Source organism: Corynebacterium sp. MSK006 (genome assembly GCF_030232385.1).
GTDB classification, from domain to species: domain Bacteria; phylum Actinomycetota; class Actinomycetes; order Mycobacteriales; family Mycobacteriaceae; genus Corynebacterium; species Corynebacterium frankenforstense_A.
Genome location: NZ_JASPJZ010000001.1, coordinates 173904 through 197045, shown reverse-complemented (window position 1 = coordinate 197045; position 23142 = coordinate 173904). Strand labels below are relative to the sequence as shown.

The 23142-nt window shown below is 69.0% G+C and carries 21 protein-coding genes; 5 read left to right on the top strand and 16 right to left on the bottom strand.

The features are described from left to right. Positions 1–6: 6 nt before the first annotated feature. Positions 7–876 (bottom strand): LysR family transcriptional regulator ArgP, encoded by an 870-nt coding sequence (locus QQA02_RS00925; RefSeq protein ID WP_284774143.1) that lies wholly within the window; start codon positions 874–876, stop codon positions 7–9. Positions 877–1057: 181 nt separating this feature from the next. Between QQA02_RS00925 and QQA02_RS00920 the strand changes: the two genes are divergently transcribed. Then, a complete protein-coding gene (locus QQA02_RS00920; protein WP_284862991.1) occupies positions 1058–1897 on the top strand; it encodes a LysE/ArgO family amino acid transporter in 840 nt (279 codons plus the stop codon). Positions 1898–1913: 16 nt separating this feature from the next. On the opposite strand, the gene QQA02_RS00915 is transcribed toward QQA02_RS00920, so the two are convergent. The 4 genes from QQA02_RS00915 to QQA02_RS00900 form a co-directional block, all read right to left on the bottom strand. Then, complete coding sequence (locus QQA02_RS00915) at positions 1914–2987, bottom strand: aldo/keto reductase (RefSeq protein ID WP_284862990.1); 1074 nt, start codon at positions 2985–2987, stop codon at positions 1914–1916. A 139-nt stretch (positions 2988–3126) separates the two neighbouring features. Further along, positions 3127–4548: a YkvI family membrane protein gene (locus tag QQA02_RS00910; RefSeq protein WP_284862989.1), complete on the bottom strand. Its 1422-nt coding sequence runs from the start codon at positions 4546–4548 to the stop codon at positions 3127–3129. A 329-nt stretch (positions 4549–4877) separates the two neighbouring features. Further along, positions 4878–6383, bottom strand: coding sequence for an Asp-tRNA(Asn)/Glu-tRNA(Gln) amidotransferase subunit GatB (gene gatB / locus QQA02_RS00905; RefSeq protein WP_284862988.1), 1506 nt, complete (start codon positions 6381–6383; stop codon positions 4878–4880). Positions 6384–6405: 22 nt separating this feature from the next. Then, a complete protein-coding gene (locus QQA02_RS00900) occupies positions 6406–7293 on the bottom strand; it encodes a LysR family transcriptional regulator (protein ID WP_284862987.1) in 888 nt (295 codons plus the stop codon). 88 nt (positions 7294–7381) lie between these two features. Between QQA02_RS00900 and QQA02_RS00895 the strand changes: the two genes are divergently transcribed. Then, the gene (locus tag QQA02_RS00895) at positions 7382–8341 is read left to right on the top strand and encodes an SLAC1 family transporter (protein WP_284862986.1); all 960 of its coding nucleotides are present in this window, start codon (positions 7382–7384) and stop codon (positions 8339–8341) included. 101 nt (positions 8342–8442) lie between these two features. On the opposite strand, the gene QQA02_RS00890 is transcribed toward QQA02_RS00895, so the two are convergent. From QQA02_RS00890 to gatC, 6 genes are all read right to left on the bottom strand, one after another. After that, positions 8443–9444, bottom strand: a complete 1002-nt coding sequence (locus tag QQA02_RS00890) for a bile acid:sodium symporter family protein (protein WP_284862985.1) — start codon at positions 9442–9444, stop codon at positions 8443–8445. 196 nt (positions 9445–9640) lie between these two features. Further along, a complete protein-coding gene (locus QQA02_RS00885) occupies positions 9641–10765 on the bottom strand; it encodes a hypothetical protein (RefSeq protein WP_284862984.1) in 1125 nt (374 codons plus the stop codon). Between the two features lie 346 nt (positions 10766–11111). Further along, positions 11112–12143 carry a 6-phosphofructokinase gene (locus QQA02_RS00880; protein WP_284774124.1) on the bottom strand — a complete coding sequence of 344 codons (1032 nt, stop codon included), beginning with the start codon at positions 12141–12143 and terminating at the stop codon, positions 11112–11114. Positions 12144–12153: 10 nt separating this feature from the next. Next, positions 12154–12933, bottom strand: a complete 780-nt coding sequence (locus QQA02_RS00875) for a siderophore-interacting protein (RefSeq protein ID WP_336620413.1) — start codon at positions 12931–12933, stop codon at positions 12154–12156. A gap of 125 nt (positions 12934–13058) precedes the next feature. After that, entirely contained in the window at positions 13059–14534 is a 1476-nt protein-coding gene (gene gatA, locus QQA02_RS00870; protein WP_284774122.1) for an Asp-tRNA(Asn)/Glu-tRNA(Gln) amidotransferase subunit GatA, read from the bottom strand. Positions 14535–14538: 4 nt separating this feature from the next. Continuing rightward, on the bottom strand, positions 14539–14835 hold the full coding sequence (gatC, locus tag QQA02_RS00865; protein WP_075663982.1) for an Asp-tRNA(Asn)/Glu-tRNA(Gln) amidotransferase subunit GatC: 297 nt from the start codon (positions 14833–14835) through the stop codon (positions 14539–14541). 211 nt (positions 14836–15046) lie between these two features. Between gatC and QQA02_RS00860 the strand changes: the two genes are divergently transcribed. Then, a complete protein-coding gene (locus QQA02_RS00860) occupies positions 15047–15718 on the top strand; it encodes an ACT domain-containing protein (protein ID WP_284774120.1) in 672 nt (223 codons plus the stop codon). A 9-nt stretch (positions 15719–15727) separates the two neighbouring features. On the opposite strand, the gene ligA is transcribed toward QQA02_RS00860, so the two are convergent. Continuing rightward, positions 15728–17947 carry an NAD-dependent DNA ligase LigA gene (gene ligA / locus QQA02_RS00855; RefSeq protein WP_423777760.1) on the bottom strand — a complete coding sequence of 740 codons (2220 nt, stop codon included), beginning with the start codon at positions 17945–17947 and terminating at the stop codon, positions 15728–15730. Here ligA and QQA02_RS00850 point away from each other — a divergent pair. Both QQA02_RS00850 and QQA02_RS00845 read left to right on the top strand, forming a co-directional pair. Continuing rightward, a complete protein-coding gene (locus QQA02_RS00850) occupies positions 17922–18593 on the top strand; it encodes a 3'-5' exonuclease (RefSeq protein WP_284862983.1) in 672 nt (223 codons plus the stop codon). The two genes, ligA and QQA02_RS00850, sit on opposite strands and share 26 nt — an antisense overlap. A gap of 127 nt (positions 18594–18720) precedes the next feature. Then, a complete protein-coding gene (locus tag QQA02_RS00845; RefSeq protein ID WP_284774114.1) occupies positions 18721–18930 on the top strand; it encodes a heavy-metal-associated domain-containing protein in 210 nt (69 codons plus the stop codon). 150 nt (positions 18931–19080) lie between these two features. Here the strand turns inward: QQA02_RS00845 and QQA02_RS00840 are convergent, their stop codons facing one another. The 4 genes from QQA02_RS00840 to QQA02_RS00825 all read right to left on the bottom strand — a co-directional run bounded on the left by QQA02_RS00840 (position 19081) and on the right by QQA02_RS00825 (position 23123). Further along, a complete protein-coding gene (locus tag QQA02_RS00840) occupies positions 19081–20535 on the bottom strand; it encodes a phytoene desaturase family protein (protein WP_284862982.1) in 1455 nt (484 codons plus the stop codon). A gap of 321 nt (positions 20536–20856) precedes the next feature. Beyond that, on the bottom strand, positions 20857–21015 hold the full coding sequence (locus QQA02_RS00835) for a hypothetical protein (RefSeq protein ID WP_284774112.1): 159 nt from the start codon (positions 21013–21015) through the stop codon (positions 20857–20859). Positions 21016–21309: 294 nt separating this feature from the next. Beyond that, positions 21310–22119 (bottom strand): ABC transporter permease, encoded by an 810-nt coding sequence (locus tag QQA02_RS00830; protein WP_284774207.1) that lies wholly within the window; start codon positions 22117–22119, stop codon positions 21310–21312. A gap of 74 nt (positions 22120–22193) precedes the next feature. Continuing rightward, complete coding sequence (locus QQA02_RS00825; RefSeq protein WP_284774110.1) at positions 22194–23123, bottom strand: ABC transporter ATP-binding protein; 930 nt, start codon at positions 23121–23123, stop codon at positions 22194–22196. Positions 23124–23142 lie beyond the last annotated feature (19 nt).

The window sequence follows — 23142 nt, the reverse complement described above, 5'->3', positions numbered from 1 at the left end:
GCAAGCTCAGTCCATCTCGGCGGCCGCGGCGACGACCGCGTCGGTCAGCTGACCGAGCACCCGGGACTCGAGGCGCCAGCACTGCCAGTACAGCGGCACCTCGAGCACCTGCTCGTCGAGGGCGACCAGCTCGCGCTCGAGCAGCAGCGGGCGGGCCTGCGGCTCGGGCAGAAGCGCCCAGCCGAGCCCGGCCCGGGCTGCCTCGACGAAGGCCTCGGAGCTGGGTACGTGACTGATCCGGCGCCGCCGCGGCACGCGCCGGCCGAGCCTACCGGTCAGGTCGTCGTCCTGGAGCGCGTCGGTCGGCCCGAAGCGCAGCGCCGGCATGTGCGCCCAGTCCATTCCCTCGTGCGTGGAATAGCGCGCCCGCAGCTCCGGGGTGGCCACCGCCCGGTAGCGCATCACCCCGAGGGCGACGACCTCGCAGCCGGACACGGCCCGCGGCTCGCGGGTGACGGCCCCGATGACGTCGCCGCGGCGCAGCAGCGCGAGCGTGTGCGCCTCGTCCTCGACGCGAAGGCGCAGCGCGACGTCGCCCCAGGCGGCCGCGGCGGCGAAGACGGGGCGGAACCAGGTGGCCAGCGAGTCGGCGTTGACGGCCATCGACAGCGGCACGCGCGCGAGCCGACCGCTGAGCTGCGACTCGGCCTCCGCCTGCAGCAGGGCCATGCGGCGGGCGGCCTGCACGAGGACCTCACCGGCGTCGGTCACCCCGACCGGGCTGGTGCGGCGCACGAGCACGCGGCCCGCGTCGCGCTCCATGGCCTTGATCCGCTGGCTGACCGCGGACGGTGTCACGCCGAGGGCCGCGGCGGCGGCCTCGAAGCTGCCCTCCTCGACCAGTGCGAGGAGGGTCTCCAGGTGCGTCGGGTTCACCCGAGCCAGCGTAGTGCATCCGCGGATGTGATCTCTGACATAGATCGGCGCCGAGGCGGCGGCGCCGCGACCGCCCGGCCAGCGCGAAAGGGTGCGCCCGGACTGCGCAGTTAAGCAGTTCTTCACCAGGTTCAAGATGCTTACCTGGACTTCAATGTGCCCCGGCGGCACACTCAGGCCCATGACCACGTCCGCGACCTCCATCGTCCTCGCCGGTTTCCTGCTGGGCATCTCGCTGATCGTCGCGATGGGCCCGCAGAACATCCTGCTGATCAAGCAGGGCATCCGACGCGAGGGCATCACGGCCGTCGTCCTCGTCTGCTTCTTCTCGGACGCGATCCTCTTCGTCGCCGGCGTGCTGGGGGTGGGCAAGCTCACCGAGGCCTTCCCCGCCGCGCTCGACGTGCTGCGCTGGGTGGGCGCGGCCTACCTCTCCTGGTTCGCCTTCACCTCCTTCCGCGACTGCCTGCGCCCGAAGAAGGAGCGCGAGCAGCCGCTCTCCGTGGTCGAGGAGGCCGAGCCGGAGGCGGTCGCCGCCGAGGGGTACGCGGCGACCACAGGCACCACCGTGAGTTCACGCACGACGGTGAGCGGCGCGGCGTCGGAAAGCGGCGACACGGTCGACGGCAACTGCACCGGCTCGACCGCGGTGGGCACCCGCGAGCGGGGCCCCGCCCCGCAGGGGCCGCGCGACGCGGGCGACGACGCCGGGCACGGGGCCGGCCACCGGCCGGTCTGGCTCAAGCCGATGCTCGCCGCGATCGCGCTGACCTGGCTCAACCCGGGGGCCTACCTGGACAGCCTGGTCATGATCGGCGGCATCGCCCACCAGTACGGCGACCCGGGCGCGTGGTGGTTCATCACCGGCTGCCTGGGGGCCTCGGCGGTGTGGTTCGTCGGCGTCGGCTACGGTGCGGGCCTGCTGTCCGGGCCGCTGTCCAGCCCGCGGGTGTGGCGGGTGCTCAACGGTGCCTTCGGCGTCATCCTCGTCTTCCTGGTCTGGCGCCTGGTCACCATGTGACGGCCCCGCCGCTGACTCAGCGGTGGGTGCGCGAGGCCGTCGCACCGGCCCAGATGTTGATGCCGGCGTCGTGGGCGGCGGCGTCGATCTCGGCGAGCTCCTCCTCGCTGAACTCGAGGTTGCCCAGCGCGTCGATGTTCGCGTCGAGCTGTTTCACCGAGGACGCGCCCACCAGCGCGGAGGTCACCGTGGCCTCGCCCTGGTCGCGCAGGATCCAGGCGATCGCCATCTGGGCCAGCGTCTGCCCGCGCTTCTCCGCGATCCCGTTGAGGCGGCGCACCATCGCCAGATTGTCCTCGCTGAGCATCTCGGAGCTGAGCGACTTGCCGGCCGCCGCGCGCGAGTCGGCGGGCACCCCGTCGAGGTAGCGGTCGGTGAGCAGGCCCTGTGCCAGCGGCGAGAAGGCGATGACCCCGAGCCCGGAGCCGGCCGCCGCGTCGAGCAGGTTCTCGCCGGCCTCGCCGGGCTGCTCGACCCAGCGGTTCAGGATCGAGTAGCTGGGCTGGTGGATGGTCAGCGGGCAGCCCTCGCGCTCCATGATCTCCACGGCCTCGCGGGTCAGCTCGGGCCCGTAGGAGGAGATGCCCACGTAGAGCGCCTTGCCCTGGGCGACGATGTCGCGCAGCGCGCGCATGGTCTCCTCCAGCGGGGTCTCCGGGTCCGGGCGGTGGTGGTAGAAGATGTCGACGTAGTCGAGCCCGAGGCGCTTGAGCGAGGCGTCCAGCGAGCTGACCAGGTACTTGCGCGAGCCACCGAAGCCGTAGGGGCTGTCATTCATCACCCAGCCGGCCTTCGAGGAGATGATCAGCTCGTCGCGGTGCCCGGCGAAGTCGCGGGCGAGGATGCGCCCGACGTTCTCCTCGGCCGAGCCGTTGGGCGGGCCGTAGTTGTTGGCCAGGTCGAAGTGGGTCACCCCGCGGTCGAAGGCGCGGTGCATGATGGCGGCCTGGCGGTACAGCGGCTTGTCGTCGCCGAAGTTGTGCCAGAAGCCCAGCGAGACCGCGGGCAGCTTCAGCCCGGAGCGGCCCACCCGGCGGTAGGGCATGTCGTCGTAGCGGTCACTTCTCGGTTGATAGGTCATGGGACCCATTGTCCCCGTCTGCGCACTTCCTGTCGACGTCTCCACGCGCGGCGTCGGAAAGCGGAAACGGGCGCCGGAAATCCGATCGATTCCCGACGCCCGCGGCGTCACCGTCTGCGTGCCGGTGACTGCCCGGCGCGAGGTTGCGCTACTTATTGCCGACGGCGTGCGAGCCGGCATCGCCGGTCCCCGCGCCGTCGGTGGTGGTCTCTGCCGTGGTGTCAGCGTCTGCCTCAGCGTCGGCCTTCCCGGAGTCCTCGAGCGAGAAGTCGGACTTCTCGGACTCGTCGAGCAGTTGGGCGACCTTGCCCTCCGGCTCGTAGTCGACCTCGTCGTCGTTGAGCAGGTCGTCCGCGACCTCGACGACGATGGTCTCGCGCAGGGAGTCGGACGTGACCGAGGAATCGTCCAGTGCCTCGTCGAGCTCCCTGGCGTCGGCGCGGCTGAACTCCTCGTCGGGGTGCTCGCGGTTGTAGGCGAGCTCGTAGATGCGCTCGCGGCGGGTGATCTCCTCGTAGATGCGCTTGCGGTTCTTGATCCACCAGGCGACCAGGACGACGACGAGCGCCATGCCCAGCCAGCCGATGATCGGGTAGACGGAGCTCATCAGAGAGTCGAAGCCGACGAAGCTGACCACGTAGCCGATCAGGCAGAGCACGATGTAGTACGGCCGGTAGCGGTTCTCCTGGCCGACGGTGATGCGCTTGCCCAGCGCGTAGAACATGCCGATGCAGGTGTTGAAGATCATCGCGAAGATGACCAGCGACATCAGGAAGCCGGCGATCGGGTGCATGTTCTCGAACATCGCGAGCATGGGCACGTCGGAGTCGCCGACGGCGGCCATGTTCAGGTACAGCGAGGACGCGGCCATGAGCATCAGGACCATGTAGAGGATGCCGCCGGACAGCCCGCCGACGCCGGCCTCCTTCGGGGAGGCGTAGTTGCCGCCGATGACCAGGCACATCGACACGCCCAGGATCAGGGCGAGGCCGCAGTAGTTCAGGGCCGAGAGCCACCAGGGCGAGATCGGCGAGTCCTGCTGCAGGGCGACCTCGTTGAGGAGGGAGAAGTCACCGGGCAGGTTGAACATGGTGTAGACGAAGACGACGACCACGGCGACGATGATCGCCGGGGTGATCGCGGAGATGACCTCGCTGACCTTGTCGACGTCGAACATGCCGACGAAGATCACCAGGGCGGTCATGATGCCCGAGCCGAGCCAGGCCGGGATGCCGAACTGCTGCTCCACGTTGGAGCCGGCGCCGGCGAGCATGACGAAGCCGAAGGCGAAGAGGGTGACCATCACGGAGATGTCGAGGAACTTCGACACGACCGGGTGGGCGACGTTACGGAAGACGCGGTTGTGCTGGTCGGCCAGGAAGTAGCTGCCCAGCTGCAGGATGACGGCACCGGCGACGGACATGATAACACCGGCCATCAGCGCGCCCCAGAGCCCGGCGGAGCCGTGCGAGAGGAAGTACTGGATCACCTCCGCCCCGGTGGCGAAGCCGGCGCCGACCAGCAGGCCGACGAAGGCGAGTGCGATGGAGATTGTGCGTCTGACGTTCACTGGGGTGAAGAGTCCTCGTACGACCCCGCCCGCGGGTCGCTATAGGGAACAGAAACAGGCGTCGTCGGCGCGGCGGGCTCCCGCGCAACCTGGCTAACCATAGCGAGGCCCCCATGAAACACCCAGTTAACACCACGGATTTGAGTAGGTTTGGTAGGCCTATCCACCGTTGTGACCAGTGACACCGACACTCATATTGAATTTTGTAACAATTTGATAACGCGCCGCTCCCGGGCGGGCGCGCGGAGACCATATAAAAGCGCCCTGATACGCGGGAATCCGGCGCCCCCGCGCGGTGCCGGGGCCGCCGGGCGGGCGGCTATTCGGGCCTAGCTCAGCTTCTTGGCGATGAGCTGGTTGACATGCTTCGGGTCGGCCTTGCCGCGGGTGGCCTTCATGACGGCGCCGACGATGGCGCCGGTGACCTTCTTGTTGCCGGCGCGGTACTTCTCCACGATGTCCGGGTTGGCGGCAAGGGCGTCGTCGACGGCCTTCTCGATCGCGCCGTCGTCGCGGACGACCTCGAGGCCGCGGGCGGCGACGACCTCGTCGACGTCACCCTCGCCGGCGATGACGCCGTCGACGGCCTGGCGGGCCAGCTTGGTGGTCAGCTTGCCCTCGCGGACCAGCTCGGCCACGCGCGCGACCTGCTTCGGCTCCATGCCGACGGCGGCCAGCTCGACGCCGGCCTCGTTGGCCTTGCCGGTCAGGTAGGAGCCCCACCAGGAGCGGGCCTCATCGGCGCTGGCGCCGGCCTCGACGGTCTCGACGACGAGGTCGAGCGCGCCGGTGTTGACCAGGTCGCGCATCTCCTCGTCGGAGAGCTTCCACTCCTCCTGGATGCGCGCGCGGCGCACCCAGGGCAGCTCCGGCAGGCCGGCGCGGATCTCCTCGACCCACTCGCGCGGGGCGATGACCGGCGGCAGGTCCGGGTCGTTGAAGTAGCGGTAGTCCTCGCTGGTCTCCTTCGGGCGGCCCTTGGCGGTCGAGCCGTCGGCCTCCTGGTAGTGGCGGGTCTCCTGGACGATCTCCTCGCCGTTCTGGATAGCGGCGGCCTGGCGCTGCATCTCGAAGCGGATGGCCTGCTCGACGGACTTCAGCGAGTTGATGTTCTTGGTCTCGGTGCGGGTGCCGAACTCCTCCTGGCCGATCGGGCGCAGGGAGAGGTTGGCGTCGCAGCGCATCGAGCCCTGGTCCATGCGGGCGTCGGAGACGCCGAGGGCCTTGACCAGGTCGCGCAGGGCGGCGACGTAGCAGCGGGCGACCTCGGGGGCGCGCTCGCCGGCGCCCTCGATGGGCTTGGTGACGATCTCGATGAGCGGCACGCCGGCACGGTTGCAGTCCACCAGCGACTTCGTGGCGCCGCGGATACGGCCGCCCTCGCCGCCGATGTGGGTCAGCTTGCCGGTGTCCTCCTCCATGTGGGCGCGCTCGATCTCCACGCGCCACTCGGTGCCGTCGTCGAGGACGACGTCGAGGTAGCCGTCGTGGGCGATCGGCTCGTCGTACTGGGAGATCTGGTAGTTCTTCGGCTGGTCCGGGTAGTAGTAGTTCTTCCGGGCGAAGCGCGAGGACTCGGCGATCTCGCAGTTGAGCGCGAGACCGATCTTGATGGCCCATTCCACGCCCGTGGCGTTGACCACCGGCAGGGCGCCGGGCAGGCCCAGGGAGGTCGGGTCGACGTGGGTGTTCGGCGCGGCGCCGAAGTGGGCGGACGAGGCCGAGAACATCTTGGTCTCGGTGGCCAGCTCGACGTGGACCTCCAGGCCCATCACGGGATCGAAGGTCTCCAGGACCTCGTCGAAGTCCATCAGGTCATACATCGCGGCAGTCATGGTCACACAGTCTAGCGCCCGCTCACCGCACGGTGCGCGCGGCGTCGAGAAGCAGCGCCACCGCGCCGCGCGGGCGCCCGCCCCGGCGCCACACCGCACGGATCGGACGGGTCATGGCCACCCCGTCGACGCGCACGGCCCGCAGGTCAGCCGCCCCGGACAGCGCGGCGGCCGGCACGATGCCCGGGCTACCCAACGCGCGCACGGCCGCGGGCAGCGCGGCCTGCTCGGCCAGCTCCGCGCGCGGCGGCACCAGGGGCCCCAGGCGGGTCTCGGCGACCTCGCGGCTGCCGGAGCCGGTCTCGCGCACGATCAGCGGGGTGGCCCGCACCGTCTCGCGGTCCACCTCTCCCCCGGCCCAGGGGTGCCCGGCGGGCACGGCGAGCACCAGCTCGTCGACGGTGACCACGGCGACGGTCAGCTCGCCGGCGGCCGAGGCCGGCACGCTGAGCGACTCGATGAAGCCGAGCGTGGTCTCGCCGCGGGCGACGGCCTCGGCCACCGCGCGCGAGTTACCGCCGTCGACCCGGAAGCGCAGCCCGGGGTGGCCGGACCCCGCGGCGGCGAGCCAGCGTGGGATGTAGTGGTCGAGCACGGTCTGCGAGGCGGCGACGTGCGCGATGGCGTGGTCGGGGTCGCGCTGGGCCTCGGTGACCTCGGCGAGCTCACGGGCGGACTCGAGGACCCGGCGGGCCTGGCGGATGATGTCCGCGCCCGCCGGGGTGGGGTACGCGCCGGTGGGCGTGCGGTGGAAGAGGGTGAGCCGGCAGGCCGCCTCGGCGCGGCGCACCCGCTCGGAGACGGCCTGCTGGCTGGTGTCCAGCCGGCGCGCGGCGGCGCCGAAGGAACCCTCGTCGGCCACGGCGACGAGCACGGCCAGCGAGCGCAGGTCCGGGATGGCGTCAAGCATGCCAGGCAGTCTAGCCACAAGGGGTGCTTGTGGGTGCCCAAAATTTCATTCGTTCCAATTCCTGCGCCACGTGCAGATACTGGTCGGCATGCACCTTCCCGCCGTAGGCCCCGCATGGTTCGGCATGCTCATGGGCACCTCGATCCTCGCCTCCGCCACCTACGCCCACGGGCTTCCGGCCGTGGCCTGGCCGGTGCTCGTGCTCGCCTGGGTCGTGGCCGTGGTGCTCCTCGGCGGGTTCGGCTGGCGGCTGGCCCGCCGCCCGCACGAGCTGGCCGAGGACCTCGCCCCGGCCGCGCTGTCCTCCTGGGGGATGCTCGGCATGGGCGTCATGGCGCTCGGCCAGGCCACCGGGCTGATCATCGACCACCGCTGGGCTTGGTGGGTCGACTTCGCCTGCTGGGTCGGGGGCACGGCGGTCGGCTTCGGCTTCCTGGCGCTCATCGCGATCAACTTCCGGAGAATGCAGCCGCCGGTCTTCGCCCACGGCCTGGTGCCGGTGACCCCGATGGTCTCCGCGGCCGCGGCGGCGGGGCTGGCCGAGCACACCGTCTTCCCCGCCTTCATGGGCGTGGTCGCGGTGATCTGCTTCATCGTGGCCGCGGGCGTGGCCCTACCGCTGTTCGCGGTGGTCTACGCGCGCACGCTGCCGGGCTTTCCGCCGGTGGGCGCCTCGTGCACCGCGTTCATACCCCTGGGTGTCTGCGGGCAGTCCACCTTCGCCGCCCAGCACATCTCGGCCGTCCACGACGCCTGGCACGGCCCGGCGCTGGTCTGGGGCACCGTGATGCTCACCCTCGCCGTCGTCCTGGGGACTTACGCGTACGTGACCGTGGCCCGGGGGCTGCGCCACAGGATCGGCTTCCACCCCAACTGGTGGGGGCTGACCTTCCCGGTGGGCACCTGCGTGATGGGCAGCCACCAACTGACCCAGGTCACCGGCGCGGCCGGCTGGGAGATCTACTCCGTGATCGCCCTGGTGCTGCTGGCGGCCAACTGGCTCTTCGCGGCCGGGGCCACCGGCCGGGCCCTGCGTAACCTGGGCTGAGGCGGTACCCCGCCCCCGCACCCCGCGCCCGCCGCAGGCAGGGCAGGCGCGCAAGGAAAACGCCGCGCCCGAGGCAGGCGCGGCGTCGGAAATTCAACGGGTCAGTCGGCGACGACGGGCGCGGGCTGCGCCTCGGTCTCCGCCGGGGTGTGCGCGGCGTGGTCGTGGTCGACGCGGCGGCACAGTGCGGCCACGAGCGCGCCGGACAGGTTGTGCCAGACGGAGAAGACGGCGGCGGGCAGTGCGGAGAGCGGGCTCATGTACTGCGCGGCCAGGCCGGCGGCCAGACCGGAGTTCTGCATGCCGACCTCGATGGCCATGGTTCTCCGGGCGCGCTCGGGCTGGCCGGTGAGACGGCCGGTGGCCCAGCCGAGCAGGTAGCCCAGGCCGTTGTGCAGCACGACGGCGAGGAGCACGGTCAGCCCGGCGGTGGTGATCGCGTCGCGCGAACCGGCCACCACGATGGCGACGATGGTCGAGATCGCGGCGACGGAGACCCACGGCATCGCGGGCAGGACGCGCTCGACGAGTCCGCCGGCGAGCTTGCGCACGACCAGGCCGAGCACGACGGGCACGAGGACGACCTGGACGATGGACCAGGCCATCTTGCCGGCGTCGACCGGCATGTACTGACCGGCCAGCCACAGGGTCAGAAGCGGGGTGAAGACCGGGGCGAGCAGCGTAGACACACTGGTCATGGTCACCGAGAGGGCGACGTCGCCGCGGGAGAGGTAGCTGACGACGTTGGAGGAGGTGCCGCCGGGGGCGCATCCGACGAGGATGACGCCGGCGGCGATCTCAGCGGGCAGACCAAGCAGGTGGACGACGATCACGGCGACGGCGGGCATGATGACGAACTGCGCCACCACGCCGATGAGCACCGGGAGGGGGCGGCGGGCGACGAGGATGAAGTCCACGCCGCGCATGGTCAGCCCCATGCCGAACATGATCATGCCGAGCAGGTAGTTCGTCGCCGGAGCCAGGGTGCGGGCGGCCTCGGGGAAGGCGAAGCCGACCAGACCCCCGATAATGACGAGGACGGGAAAGCCGAGCGCGGCGACGTAGGCCGCGCGATCCTCGCTTGGTCTGTTCCGAGTAGCCATGTGCCGATGTTAATTCCGCGCTGTGCGTTTCCGGAATTTTCGACCCCGGTGACCTGGGCGGTCATTGTTCAACACGCGGCCGTTTCCCCTGGTCTAAAACAATTTTGCCGGCCCAAGGTACAGCGGGGGTGGGCCGCCCCCGCTGCGGTGCGGGCGATGCCCGGTCGGGCAGGCCGCTGTCCGGCGCCCGCGGGTCTCAGTTCTTCTCGACCAGGCCCGCGCGCTCCAGGATTTTCCGGTAGGGCGTCACCGAGACCGGCTGGCCCTGACGGTAGCGGCGCCACTGGCGCTTGGCCTCGGCGGCGATCAGGGGGCGGATCTCGCGGTGGAACTCGTCGAGGCGGCCGAGCAGGAACGCCCGGTTGGCCCCGAAGGCGAGGTGGTGGGCGCCCTCGTTGAGCGGGTGGCCCAGGTGCCCGGGCACCCAGCGAACGACGGCCTTGCCGCGGGTGCCCTTGGGCGGGGCGGTGGTGGCCACCGTGTCCGCGCTGTCGGCCAGCAGCAGCGGGGCGGGTGTGCCGGAGCGGCGCCGCATGACGGTCAGCGCCCAGCTGAGCGCCTCCTTCTCGGCGCGGTTGCTGGTGCGCGCGTGCGGGAACTGCTTGACCCGGCACCAGCCCTCGGAGTTGACCACCGCGCCGAAGATGGCCTGCGGGCTGCCCTCGTCGAGCAGCGATGCGTCCACGGCGGCGACCACGCGGCCCTCGTAGCGCTCCTCCAGGCCGGTCACGCCCACGGGGTAGCCCCACTCGTCGTAGGTGACCTTGCCGGCCGCCCCGCGCGGGCGTCGCCCTCCGCTCAGGGCGCTCAGGCTCCGGTCCTGCTCGGGCATGCGGGCAACCGCCAGCGCGAGGGCCGGTGCGGCGGCCCGGCCGCGCTCGAGTGCGCCCGGGGTGGCGATGGTGTAGCCGTAGAGCAGGTTGCCCACGATCTGGTGGACGCGCAGCCCCATGGCGCGCAGCTGGTGGCACGCCCGGGTCCACTCGGCCAGGATCGACGTCAGGCTCGCCCAGATCGGCTCGCCGTCGCGGCGGCGCTTGCGCGAACTGCGCCACTCGTCGATGCGCAGCACGTTGAGCCGGCGCCCGCGCCGGAAGCGGTAGGGCGAGGGGTCGCACACGCGCCGGGTGGACCACCACCACTCGTCGCCGTCGATCAGCGTGACGGCGCTAAAGCGCATCTCGACCTTGCCGCGGCGGTTACGGCCCACCGCAAAGCCGGCGGAGACGGAGTAGACGGTGCCCTCCGGGCCCTCGGCGGGCCCTCCGGTGAGCGCGACGGGCAGGGCCTCCTCGGGCACGCCGCTGGTGGCCTCCGGCACGGGGGTGCGTCTCTTGACTCCCCCGCGCCCGCGCGAGCCGCCGTGCAGCTCGCCGGCCTGGGGCTTATCCCCGGATCCCCGGGCCCGCTCGGGCTTCCGACGCCCGGAGCGCTGCGGATCAGACGTGCGCGAATCCGACTTCCGCGCCCCGGGCCACCCGCGACCCCCGTTCTCCGGAGTCACCGAAGCCCGGCCGCGCCCACGACCGCGTCTCCCCCGGCGGCCGCGGCCACGCCTGCGCGAGCGGGCACGCCCTGAGTCACCTCTACCCGAGGCCCCTTCTTCCGGCGTCTTCGGGTCCTGCTCCGCCGGCCGCTGATCCGGATCAGCCAATCAGCTCAGCCACTCAGCCGAACATCGCCTGGGCGGTGCGGTAGCGCTCCTCGGGCACCTTCTTCAGGTGGCCGACGGCCTCCTCGAGGTCGACCAGCTCGATGTTCTCGCCGTGCAGAGCGACGGTTTTGCCGAACTGCCCGGCCTCGACCGCACGAACCGCGCCGACGCCGTAGCGGGTCGCCAGCACGCGGTCGAAGGCGGTCGGGGTGCCGCCGCGCTGGATGTGGCCCAGCACGGTGGTGCGCACGTCGTGGCCGAGGCGCTTGTGGATCTCGTCGGCGACCTGCTGGCCGATGCCTGTGAAGGTCTTGTGGCCGAACTGGTCGATCTCGCCCTCGCGCAGCTCCATGGTGCCCTCGGCGGGCAGCGCGCCCTCGGCCACGACGATGATGCCGTACTTCTCGCCGAGCTGGAAGCGACGCTCCATGGCCTTGCACACGTCCGCGATGTCGAAGGGCACCTCGGGGATGATCGTGTAGTGCGCGCCGCCGGCCATGCCGGCGTGCAGCGCGATCCAGCCGACGTGACGGCCCATGACCTCGACGATCATCACGCGGTTGTGCGACTCGGCCGTGGTGTGCAGGCGGTCGACGGCGTCGGTGGCCACGGCCACGGCGGTGTCGAAGCCGAAGGTGAAGTCGGTGCCGTTGACGTCGTTGTCGATCGTCTTCGGCACGCCGACGACGGGGATACCGTTCTGGGCGAGCCACTGCGCGCCCTTGAGCGTGCCCTCGCCGCCGATCGGGATCAGCGCGTCGATGCCGGCGTCCGCGAGGTTCGCCTTGATCTGGTCGATGCCGGCCTTGAACTTGTCCGGGTGCAGACGGCCGGTGCCCAGGATGGTGCCCCCACGCAGCAGGAGGCGGTCGATGAACTCGTCGTCGTAGAGCTGGACGCGCCGGTCCTCGAGCAGGCCGACCCAGCCGTCCTCGTAGCCGACGACCGTGGACCCGAACTCGGAGTTGGCCGTACGCACGATTCCGCGGATGACGGCGTTGAGTCCGGGGCAGTCACCGCCGGAGGTGAGAGTGGCAATACGCATGGCTCACAGTCTAACGGTTGCCCGGCACGCCCGCCGCCTCGGCGGCCTCGGCCGCGGCGGTGAACTCGCGCTTGGAGGCCTGCCACTCGTCCTCGACCATGCCGAGGCGCCAGTAGCCGGAAATGCTCACCCGCCCGCGCGGCACGCCGGCGTCGACGAAGAGGAATCTGCGCATTTCACGCACCATTTCGGCGACCCCGTGCACGAACCACTCGCAGTCCTCGCCCGCGTCGGCGCCGGCGGCGCGCACGGCCTCGACCAGGCGGGTGCCGGGCGTGGCGTCGCCGCGGTGCACCCAGTGCACGCGCACAGATTCTCTCACCGGCAGGGCAACGTGGGTGTCTTCACCGGAGACCTCCAGGAAGACATCCGCCACGTCTTCGTCGGAGAGATTTCCGACGCCCGCCGCCACCGCCGGCAGTGCGGATTCGTCCCCGACGAAGACATGACGCGCCGCGCCGGGGCGCGGCGCCCAGGTCCCTCCGGGGCCTGCGAAGGGGATGACCTCACCGATCTCGGCGCGCTCGGCCCAGGGCCCGGCCACCCCGTCCGCGCCGTGGACGACGAAGTCGATGTCGAAGGCACCGTTGTCGGTGTCGATCTTGCGCAGCGTGTAGGTGCGCAGCTCAGCCGGATCATCTCCGGCGAGAGGCGCTCGCGCCCGGTCACCGTCGCCGGTGTCGCGCGCCTGCTCTTCCTTCTCCGGCCGGCACCGCCCGGCCGCGGCGCCTGGGCCCTCGCCTGGGACTGGGTCTCGCTCACGGGAGCCTCCTTTCGATTGGAAGGCCACCCTACCCTCACAAATTAGAAAGCGCCCGTGGGGCCCGGCCGGCCGCCGGACGCGCCGCACACACGCCGGGTACGCGACGACCCCGGGGTGTGCTCCCCGGGGTCACGCGCGACGTCGGCAATCTCTTACTTGCGGCCGGCCTCGAAGGCGGCGCCGACGCGGTAGAGGCGGTCGTCGGCGAAGGCCGGGGTCATCAGCTGCAGGCCGACCGGCAGGCCGGTGTCGGAGGCACGGTCGCCCGGCAGCGACATGCCCGCCTGGCCGGCGAGGTTCAGCGGCAGGGTGCACAGGTCGAAGGCGTACATCTCCAGCGGGTCCTCGACCTTCTCGCCCAGCTTGAAGGCGGTGGTCGGGGTGGTCGGGGTGGCCAGGACGTCGACCTGCCCGTAGGCGCGGGCGAAGTCCCGGGCGACCAGGGTGCGCACGCGCTGGGCCTGCAGGTAGTAGGCGTCGTAGTAGCCCACCGACAGCGCGTAGGTGCCCAGCATGATGCGGCGCTTGACCTCGGGGCCGAAGCCCTCGGCACGCGAGATGGCCATGACCTCGGCCGCCGAGTGGCGCCCGTCGTCGCCGCCGCGGTGGCCGTAGCGCATGCCGTCGAAGCGCGCCAGGTTCGAGGAGACCTCGCACGGCATGATCAGGTAGTAGGCGTTGAGCGCGTCCGCGAAGCGCGGGCAGTCGACCTCGATGAGCTCGGCGCCCTGGCCCTCGAGCTGCTTGAGCGCGGCGCGGTAGCTCTCCACCACGCCGGGCTGGAAGCCCTCGCCGCCGTTGAGCTGGGCGACCACACCGACCTTGACGCCCTTCAGGTCGCCGTTCGCGCCCTGGTGGGCCGCGGCGACGACGTCCGGGACCGCACGGTCGACGCTGGTGGCGTCCATCGGGTCGTGGCCGGCGATGACCTCGTGCAGCAGCGCGGCGTCGAGCACCGAGCGCGCGGCCGGGCCGACCTGGTCCAGCGAGGAGGCGCAGGCGATCAGGCCGTAGCGGGAGACCTGGCCGTAGGTGGGCTTGACGCCCACGGTCTCGGTCAGGGCCGCCGGCTGGCGCACCGAGCCGCCGGTGTCCGAGCCGATGCCGATCGGAGCCTCGTTGGCGGCCAGGGCCGCCGCGGTGCCGCCGCCGGAGCCGCCCGGGGTACGGGTGGTGTCCTGCGGGTTCTTCGTCGGGCCGTAGGCCGAGTTCTCCGTCGACGAGCCCATGGCGAACTCGTCCATGTTGGTCTTGCCCAGGATCGGGATGCCCGCGGCGCGCAGGCGCGCGGTCACGGTGGCGTCGTAGGGGCTCAGGTAGCCGTCGAGCATCTTCGAGCCGGCCGTGGTCGGCGCGTCCGTGGTCACCAGGTTGTCCTTGAGGGCCAGCGGCACACCGGCCAGCGGGGAGGCCGGCTTCTGGCCGGCGTCCAGGGCCTTGTCCACCGCGTCGGCGGCGGCCAGGGCGGCCTCGGAGCCGACGTGCAGGAAGGCGTGGATGTCCCCGTCGACCTCGGCGATGCGGTCGAGGTGGGCCTGGGTGACCTCACGCGAGGAGACCTCGCGGTTGTGGATCTTCTCCGCCAGCTCGGCGGCGGTCATGGCGGTCAGGTTGGTCGCTTCGCTCATCTGACTACTCCTCCCCCAGGATCTGCGGGACGACGAACTGCTCGTCCTCGGCGTTGGGCGCCTGGTCGACGGCCTGCTCGGCCGTCAACGAGGGCTTGACCTCGTCGGGGCGCATCGCGGTGGTGATCGACTGGGGGTGGCTCATCGGCTCCACGCCCTCGGTGTCGACCTGGCGCACCTTGGAGACGGTCTCGACGATCTGGTCGATCTGGGTGGCGAAGTGCTCGATCTCCTCGTCACTCAGCGCCAGCTGCGAGAGCTTCGCCAGGTGGGCGACCTCCTCGCGGGAAATGTCAGGCACGTGCAATCCCATCCTTCGCTCGACTGACCGGCCGCGCCGGTCCCTTTCTGACCCTGGCCATCCTAATGCACCCCGCCGCCGGTGCCGGGACAGGCCGTGGACAAATCCCGCCGGGGCGCCGGGCGCTCCGTTATGATCGGGGGCCGAACGATTCCTCTTATCTGTGCGTCCCGGCGCGCCCGCGCCCGGGACAGACCGAAAGGTCGACCCCATGTCCTACCTGATCCGCGTGCTCCTCCCCGACGAGCCCGGCAGCCTCGGCGAGCTCGCCCGCTCGCTCGGCCGCTCCGGCGCCAACATCAACTCGGTGGACGTCGTCGAGACGCTTCCCGACGGCACCGTCATGGACGACATCGTGGTGACGGTCCCCAAGGACGTGATGGCCGACGTCATCGTCTCCGCCGCGCAGGACGCCGAGGGGGTGCTGGTCGACTCGATCCGTCCGTTCGCGGGCCGGGTGGACCGCCGCGGGCAGATCGTGATGCTTTCCGAGGTCGCCGAGCACGCCGACAATCCGCGGCGCGCCCTCGAGGTGCTCGTGGGCGTGCTGCCGCGCTCGATGAGCTCGACCTGGGCGCTGGTGCTGCGCGCGAGCGCGCCGGTGACCCGGGTGGCCGCCTCGCAGGCGGCGCCCGCCGACGACGGGCGGGCACACGAGTCGATCCCGGTCAGCGCGCCGCGCATCCTCAACCCCGACACCGAGGACTGGATCCCGGAGACCTGGTCACTGCTCGACTCCGTGCTGGCGGCAGCTCCCCTGCCGGGCACCGACTTCGTGGTCGTGGTCGCGCGCACCGCAGGCCCCGACTACCTGGCCGGCGAGGTCAGCCAGCTCGGCCACCTGGCCAAGGTCTGCGGCGCGATCCTCTCGGCCGCCGACTAGGCGGCCCGGCTACTCGCTCCCGGCCTCGGCGTCCTCCGCCACGGCCTCCCCGGCCCCGGCCACGGCCTCGGCGCCGCCGGCGAGCAGCCTCTCGAAGCCGGCCTCGTCGAGGACCGGCACGCCCAGTTCGCGCGCCTTGGTCTCCTTCGAGCCCGCACCGGGCCCGGCGACGACGAAGTCGGTCTTCTTCGACACCGAGCCCGCCGCCTTGCCGCCGCGGGAGATGATGGCCTCCTTGGCGGAGTCGCGGGAGTAGTTCTCCAGGGTGCCGGTGACCACCACGGTCAGGCCCTCGAGGGTCTGCTCGGCGGTCTCGGCTGGCTCCTCCTCGACGGTGACCCCGGCCGCGGCCCACGCCTCGACGATGCGGCGGTGCCAGTCGACGGCGAACCAGTCCTTCACGCTCTGGGCGATCACCCCGCCCACGCCGTCGATCTGCGCCAACGCCTCCACCGCGGCGTCGTCAATCGCCGTCAGCGAGTGCAGGCGCGAAGCCAGGGCGCGCGCGGCGGTGGGGCCGACGTGGCGGATGGACAGCGCGACGATGACGCGCCACAGGTCGGTCCCGCGCGCGGTCGCGAGGTTCCTCAGCAGCTTCTCGCCCTGCGCGTTCACCGAGCCGTCGTTCTTCGTGTAGACCTGCGAGCGCTTCAGGGCCTCCTCGTCGAGGTCGAAGAGCTCGGACTCGTCGGCGATCACGGCGTTGCGGATCAGGTCCTGGGCGCCGCGCTCGCCGAGCGCCTCGATGTCGAAGGCGCCGCGTCCAGCCAGGTACTCCAGGCGCGCGGAGAGCTGCGCCGGGCAGTGCCTGGTGTTCGGGCAGCGCCAGTCGGCGTCGTCCTCCTTCTGCGGGGCCAGGCGCGTGCCGCAGGCCGGGCACAGCGTGGGGAAGACGAAGGCGCGCTCGGTGCCGTCGCGGCGGTCGGCGACGGGCCCGAGGACCTCGGGGATGACCTCGCCGGCCTTGCGGATGACCACGGTGTCGCCGATGAGCACGCCCTTGCGGCGCACCTCGGTCTGGTTGTGCAGGGTGGCCATCGCGACCGTGGAGCCGGCGACCTTGACCGGTTTCATCACGGCGAAGGGGGTCACCCGCCCGGTGCGGCCCACGCCGACGCGGACGTCGAGCAGCTCGGTGGTGACCTCCTCGGGCGGGTACTTGTAGGCGATCGCCCATCGCGGCGCGCGGCTGGTCGCCCCGTAGGAGCGCTGCTCAGCCAAGGAGTCGACCTTGACCACCAGGCCGTCCATCTCGTGCAGGGCGTCGTGGCGGTGGTCGGCCCAGTAGGCCACCCGCTCCTGGACCTCCTCGTGCGAGTGCACGGGGCGCGTGTACGGCGAGACGGGCAGCCCCCAGGCCTCGAGCGCCCGGTAGGCCTCGTGCTGGGACTCAGGCGCGAAGCCCTCGCGCGCGCCGATGCCGTGGCAGATCATGCGCAAGCGGCGCTTGCGCACCTCCTCCGGGTTCTTCTGGCGCAGCGAGCCGGCCGCCGCGTTACGCGGGTTGGCGAAGGGCTTCTTCTCCCGGGCGACACGCTCGGCGTTGATCTCGGCGAAGTCCTCGACGGCGATGAAGACCTCGCCGCGGATCTCCACCATCGCCGGCACCGGGAACTCCCCGGTGGCGGCCAGCTCGTGCGGGATGTCCTCGATCACGCGGGCGTTGGCGGTGATCTCCTCGCCGACGCGGCCGTCGCCGCGGGTGGCGGCGCGCTCGAGCACGCCGTCGCGGTAGATCACGTCGATCGACAGCCCGTCGATCTTCAACTCGGTCAGGTAGGTCTCCGCCGGGGTGCGGGTGAGCCAGTCGTCGAGCTCCTCGGCGGAGAAGACGTTGTCCAGCGAGTACATCTGCTCGGGGTGCTCGACGTCGGCGAAGGTGCCGTCGGTGGGCGTCGGCGCGCCGACCTGCATGGTCGGACTGTCCGGCACGGCGAGCTCGGGGTGGTCGGCCTCGAGCTCCTGCAGGCGGCGGAACAGCGCGTCGAAGTCGGCGTCCGGGATCTCCGGTTGCTCGTTGTAGTAGAGCTCGCGGTGCCGGCGCACCTCGTCGGCGAGCCGCTGCCAGGTCGCGCGGATGTCGGTGTCTGTCTCAGTCACGGGCACCGAGTCTAGCCGCGCGGGCACACCGGGCCGCGCCGCCCGACGCGTGCCCTGCGCCGCGCCGCGGGCTCTGTCGCACCCGCCCGCTAGGGTGGGCGACATGACGAACTTCGACCCGGCGGCCATGCTCTCCTTCGACCTGGAGACCACCTCGGCGAACCCCCACGAGGCGCGCATCGTCACCTCCGCCATGGTGCGCATCGACTCCTCCGGCGCCCACCCCAGCGAGATCCTCGCCGACCCCGGCGTCGAGATCCCCGAGGGCGCGCAGAAGGTCCACGGCATCACCACCGAGTACGCCCGCGAGCACGGCCGTCCCCACGACGAGGTGCTCGCCGAGACCGTCGAGACGATCCAGGACGGCTGGCGCGACGGGCTGAACCTCATCGTCTACAACGCCACCTACGACCTGACGGTGCTGCGCCACCTGACCGGGGACTTCACGGTCACCGGCACGGTCTTTGACCCGTTCGTCATCGACAAGATCAAGGACCGCTACCGCAAGGGCCGCCGTCGGCTCTCCGACCTGTGCGAGCACTACGGGGTGCGCATCGACAACGCCCACGAGGCGACCTCGGACGCGCTGGCCGCCGCGCGCATCGCCTGGAAGCAGGTGCGTATCTGGCCCGACCTGGTCGAGATGGACGCCGAGGAGCTCATGGAGTTCCAGGCCGTGGGCTACCACGAGATCCAGACCGAGTTCCGCACCTACCTCGAGTCCCGCGGGCGCGACGCCTCCGGGGTGACCACCTCCTGGCCCATGCAGGGCTGACGCCCTTTCAATTGCCGACGTCGCGCCGCGCCCCTCGGTGCGCCCCTCCCCGTGGCGAGACATACCCCCAGGGGGTATAGTCCACAGGTGGAGAAAGTAATCGGCCCCTCACCCGGAAAGGACCCCCATGGCCACCCAGAACTACACCGTCACCGGCATGACCTGCGAGCACTGCGAGAACGCCGTGCGCGAGGAGGTCGGCGAGCTCACCGGCGTGACCGCCGTGGACGTCTCGCGCACCGACGGCCACCTGACCGTTACCGCCGACACCGAGGTCGCCGACGCCGACGTACTCGCCGCCGTCGAGGAGGCCGGCTACACCGCCGAGCGGGCCTGAAATACCGACGCGTTCGGAGCTCGAGGCGCAAACCCACCTCCGCGACACCGCACCTCGACGCTGCGACACGACCTCACACCCGCGCGTCGGCGACACGACCAAGAGACGTCGCTGCCCTAGACCGCCCGGATCACGAACGGAACGCTCCTGTCAGGCCAGATGCAGATGCTTCAACGCACCGCGGGCGGCATTTGCGCCACACATGAAGTGCACGCCGGCCCCCGGGGCCGTAGAAGAAGAGCACAAGAACACGCCCGGTACCCCGGTGAAATAGGGATCCGAGGAAACCCTGGGGCGCTTTATCAACTGAACCAGGTCGTTGGCACCGCCGGATATGTCCCCGCCGATATTATTCGGGTTGTACTCCTCGACCCTCGAAGGAGGGCTCGCTTTAAACTCCACGATGGTATCCCTGAAACCCGGGGCATACCGCTCGATTTGGCTTGTCACCAGCTCAAAACAAGCCTTCTCATCGCCGCCCCAGCCTGCCGGCACATGGGAATACGACCACAACGGGTTCAGACGCCGTCCGCCCCCCACGTACGACCGAGACGGGTCCGCCAAATACTGCTGGCCCACGAGGGTGAAGGGGCTGTCCGGCAGCCTCCCCTTCCAACACTCCGATTCAGCTGCCGCAACCTCTTCAGCTCTACCCCCCAGGTGAACGGTACCGGCGGATCGCGCAGGTTCACTGATCCACGGCACATCACCGTCGATCACGTAGTCGACCTTCGCGACACCAGGACCTCGCCTGAAACGCGACCACGCCCGCTCGACGCGCGAAGGGAGGCGCGGGCCCAGAATCTTCCTCGCGGCTTCCACCGAGGTGTCCAGCATGACGACGTCCGCGTCCTGGATCTCCTCGTAAGACTCAACGAGAGTTCCTGGGACAAACTCCCCGCCCAAACTCAAGAACAACCGCAGCATGGCATCGGCGATCGATTGTGAGCCGCCGACCGCAACGGGCCAACCGTACCGATGTCCGACCACCGCGATCAGAAAGCCCGGAGCCGAGGAACCGGGCCAGGACAGCGGCGTGAACGCGTGGGCCGCAATGCCGGCGAACAACGCGCGAGCTTCGTCGGAGCTGTACCTACGCCAGGTCCACGACGCTGGCAGGGCCGCCTTTAGGCCGAATTCCGCGAATGAACGGGGAGAAGACGGCACGCCGAAAACGGGCCGCAGAAAATCCCCGGCGACAGCGTCCGCGTTCGCCGCAAGTCGCTCGCAGCCGCTACGCCATCTCTCTGCGTCTCCCCTGTCAGGAATCCCCCGGTGCATCTGATCGAGATCCGAAAAGAGCGTCGCCGATCTTGCGTCGTCGAGAACATGGACCATGTCGTAGTCGGGAGAAGCGAAGCTGAGCCCCAGGCCCGATAGCCGGTCGCGATAACGGTGGAAAAAAGGGCTCGCCTGCAACATCGGATGAGCGGCGGAGCAGATATCGTGAGTCACCCCGTCGACGAGGAAGTCCCCGCTCCGGAGACCGCCACCGACCGACTCGGCAGACTCCAACAGGGTTACCCGCACACCCGCATCGGCGAGGGCCACCGCGGCAGCGAGCCCGTTGGGACCCGAACCGACCACGACCGCAGAGCTCGTCACTTAAAACACACCCACTCGCAGATATAGACCGACCAATCAATTGTGACGCGGCTCGACGACCCTCACCTCTCGACAAACCTGACAAAACCTCGAGGGCCTGTTTCCCGTCCGCACGACGCGTCTCAAAATCATGCGGGCCCGCCGGAGTCGAACACCGTTACCCCTCCACAAGACAAAGGAGCTAACCGGAACCGCCCAAATACGCGGGAACGAGGTAGCCCTAGGCCGCCGATAAGTAAAGCCCCATCGGCGTGCGCCAAAACGAGGAGCGCGCCTACGGATAGAAATTAAAGCACTCCGCGAGAAGCCAGCGGTGCTCGCCTAAGCCTTCTTCGAAAGAAAATAAACCAGAACCGCGGCACCGAGAGAGCCGATCACGACGCCAACGATACCCTTCGTCGAATCGAATGCATCGAGACCCACACCGGCGATCATGAGGACCACCATGAAAGTAAGACACGCGTTGAAGTAAGGAGACAAGATAAAGATCCTTTCTAAAAGATGAAACCGATCGCTACGGCAGAAGTGATGATTGAGGGCCACTGAAGAATAACATCGGGCTTACCGACCTTCACGGCAATTTAGAGAACACCCCCACACGGGGGTACACAAATCGCCGACACAAAAGCTTGCCCTGCAGCGATCGTGCCTCTTCAGGGGAACGGCACGGGGGGGAACACAGTCATCCGACCCCGGCCCGTTGCGAGGACGACGGCGGCGTACCCCTCGGAGACCAAGCCCGTTTCCGGCGAAAAATCCCCCAAAAAGACGCTACTAGGTCAACACCCGCCGCCGATATTGAACCTCGGCCACCTTAAGCGTCACACAGGCGAACGCGAACAGCCCCAAGAGTGACACCACCAACAGCCAGACCCGGCCATCACCGAAAAAGTACTCCATAGGCCCGCCAGCCATCGAAAGGGGAGGAATCCAGGAAATATTCTGAACCCACCCTTCGCCAAAGGATCCCCATCCCAGCATCGGAGCAAACGGAACCGCCATAGCCCCGAAGAGGACAATCAACACAGGAAGCTGGGCCGCGGTGTACTGGTCGTTCTTAGACACCATCGCGCCTACGAAGGCGAAAAGTCCCGTGAAAGCGAAATATGCGACGCCCATCGACAGCAGAAGGATAGCCGCTATCGACCAGTTCATGTCCGCAAAATCAACCAGGCCTGAAGCGCCCAGTGAAACCACCACCGCCAACCACGCGACGGCGACTTGAATAATACCGACAAAGCCCGCACCAAGAACTTTACCCAGGAACAGTTCTGCCGGATTCACGGCCGAGAGAAGAATCTCGGTTACCCGCTTATCCTTCTCGTCACAAATCGAGGCACCGACGAGGGTCGTGTTCATCATGATCACGATCGAAGTCGCGACCAAAATAAAACAACTCAAAAACAAATCAGCAGCGTCACCACTATCGACCGATCCCACCTTCCGTTCAGTGAAAATTACCAACCCGATCATGCCGACAATGATCAACGCCAGTACCGACAGTACCGCGGGACTGGCCAACGCGAGACGAGCTTCTCGTAACGCGACCGTACGGATCGACTGACCATCTATATTTAAACCCACCGTCAACTACTCCTTCTCGACAGCGAAACTCAATCTAATATTCTGGGCGGAGCCGCTGCATGCTTCTCCAGGATCTAATCGCCTGTCCGTCTGTCGGACGAGCTGAATATCTCGGCCACTGAACTCGACAGGGAGCCCTTCTCCCTGGCGATATCAACAATCTCAGACGCGAGAAGCCCGGACTCCAGGATGGTCTTCAGAGGAAGGCTCGCAACCGACGTTTTCATCTCCACCTGGTTTCCGACGATCTCGACGTCGGTTACGCCGGCACAGCGAGAGAAATCAACATCCGAAAAGCTTCGACCGTTCTCAAATTCAACGATCAACTTAATCCGATTGGAATTAGAAAGGCCTCGAAGTTCATCCGCGTTGCCCTCGAAAGTTATCGCGCCTAGCTGCATCAGAACGATTTTGTCCGCTACGCGATCAACCACGTCAAGCTGATGTGAGCTAAAGAGCACCGTCTTCTTTCGCTGCGCGAACATGGCAAAAATCTTCAACAGCCCGTCGACGCCTATCGGGTCGAGACCGGAAAACGGCTCGTCCAGAATCAGGATGTCGGGGTCGTGGACGATTGCTGCGGCCAGCTGGACGCGCTGCTTGTTCCCGAGCGACAGGTTTTTGACTTTCGTCTCCGCGTACTCGGTGGCGCCTAAAAGCTCCAGCGTAGCCGAGACTCTTTCGCTGATATCCCCGCGCGGAACCTTGTGCAATTCCGCCAAATACTCGAGTTGAGGGCGCACCTTCTCCTCGTCGAAGAGACCACGCTCCTCGGGCATGTAGCCGATGCCACGCACTCGACCGAGAGTAGAGGTCTTCTCCCCGAGGATCACTCTCCCGTTGACTGAACTTATCAAACCCATAGCTATCCGCATCGCAGTAGTTTTCCCGCCGCCGTTAGCTGCCAGTAGGCAGACGATTTCACCGGCATCGACCCGGAAACTCAGGTCGTTCAGCACCCTGCGCTCGCCGAAATTCTTGCAAACAGACTGGAATTCGATCACTTCGATTCCTCCTACACCT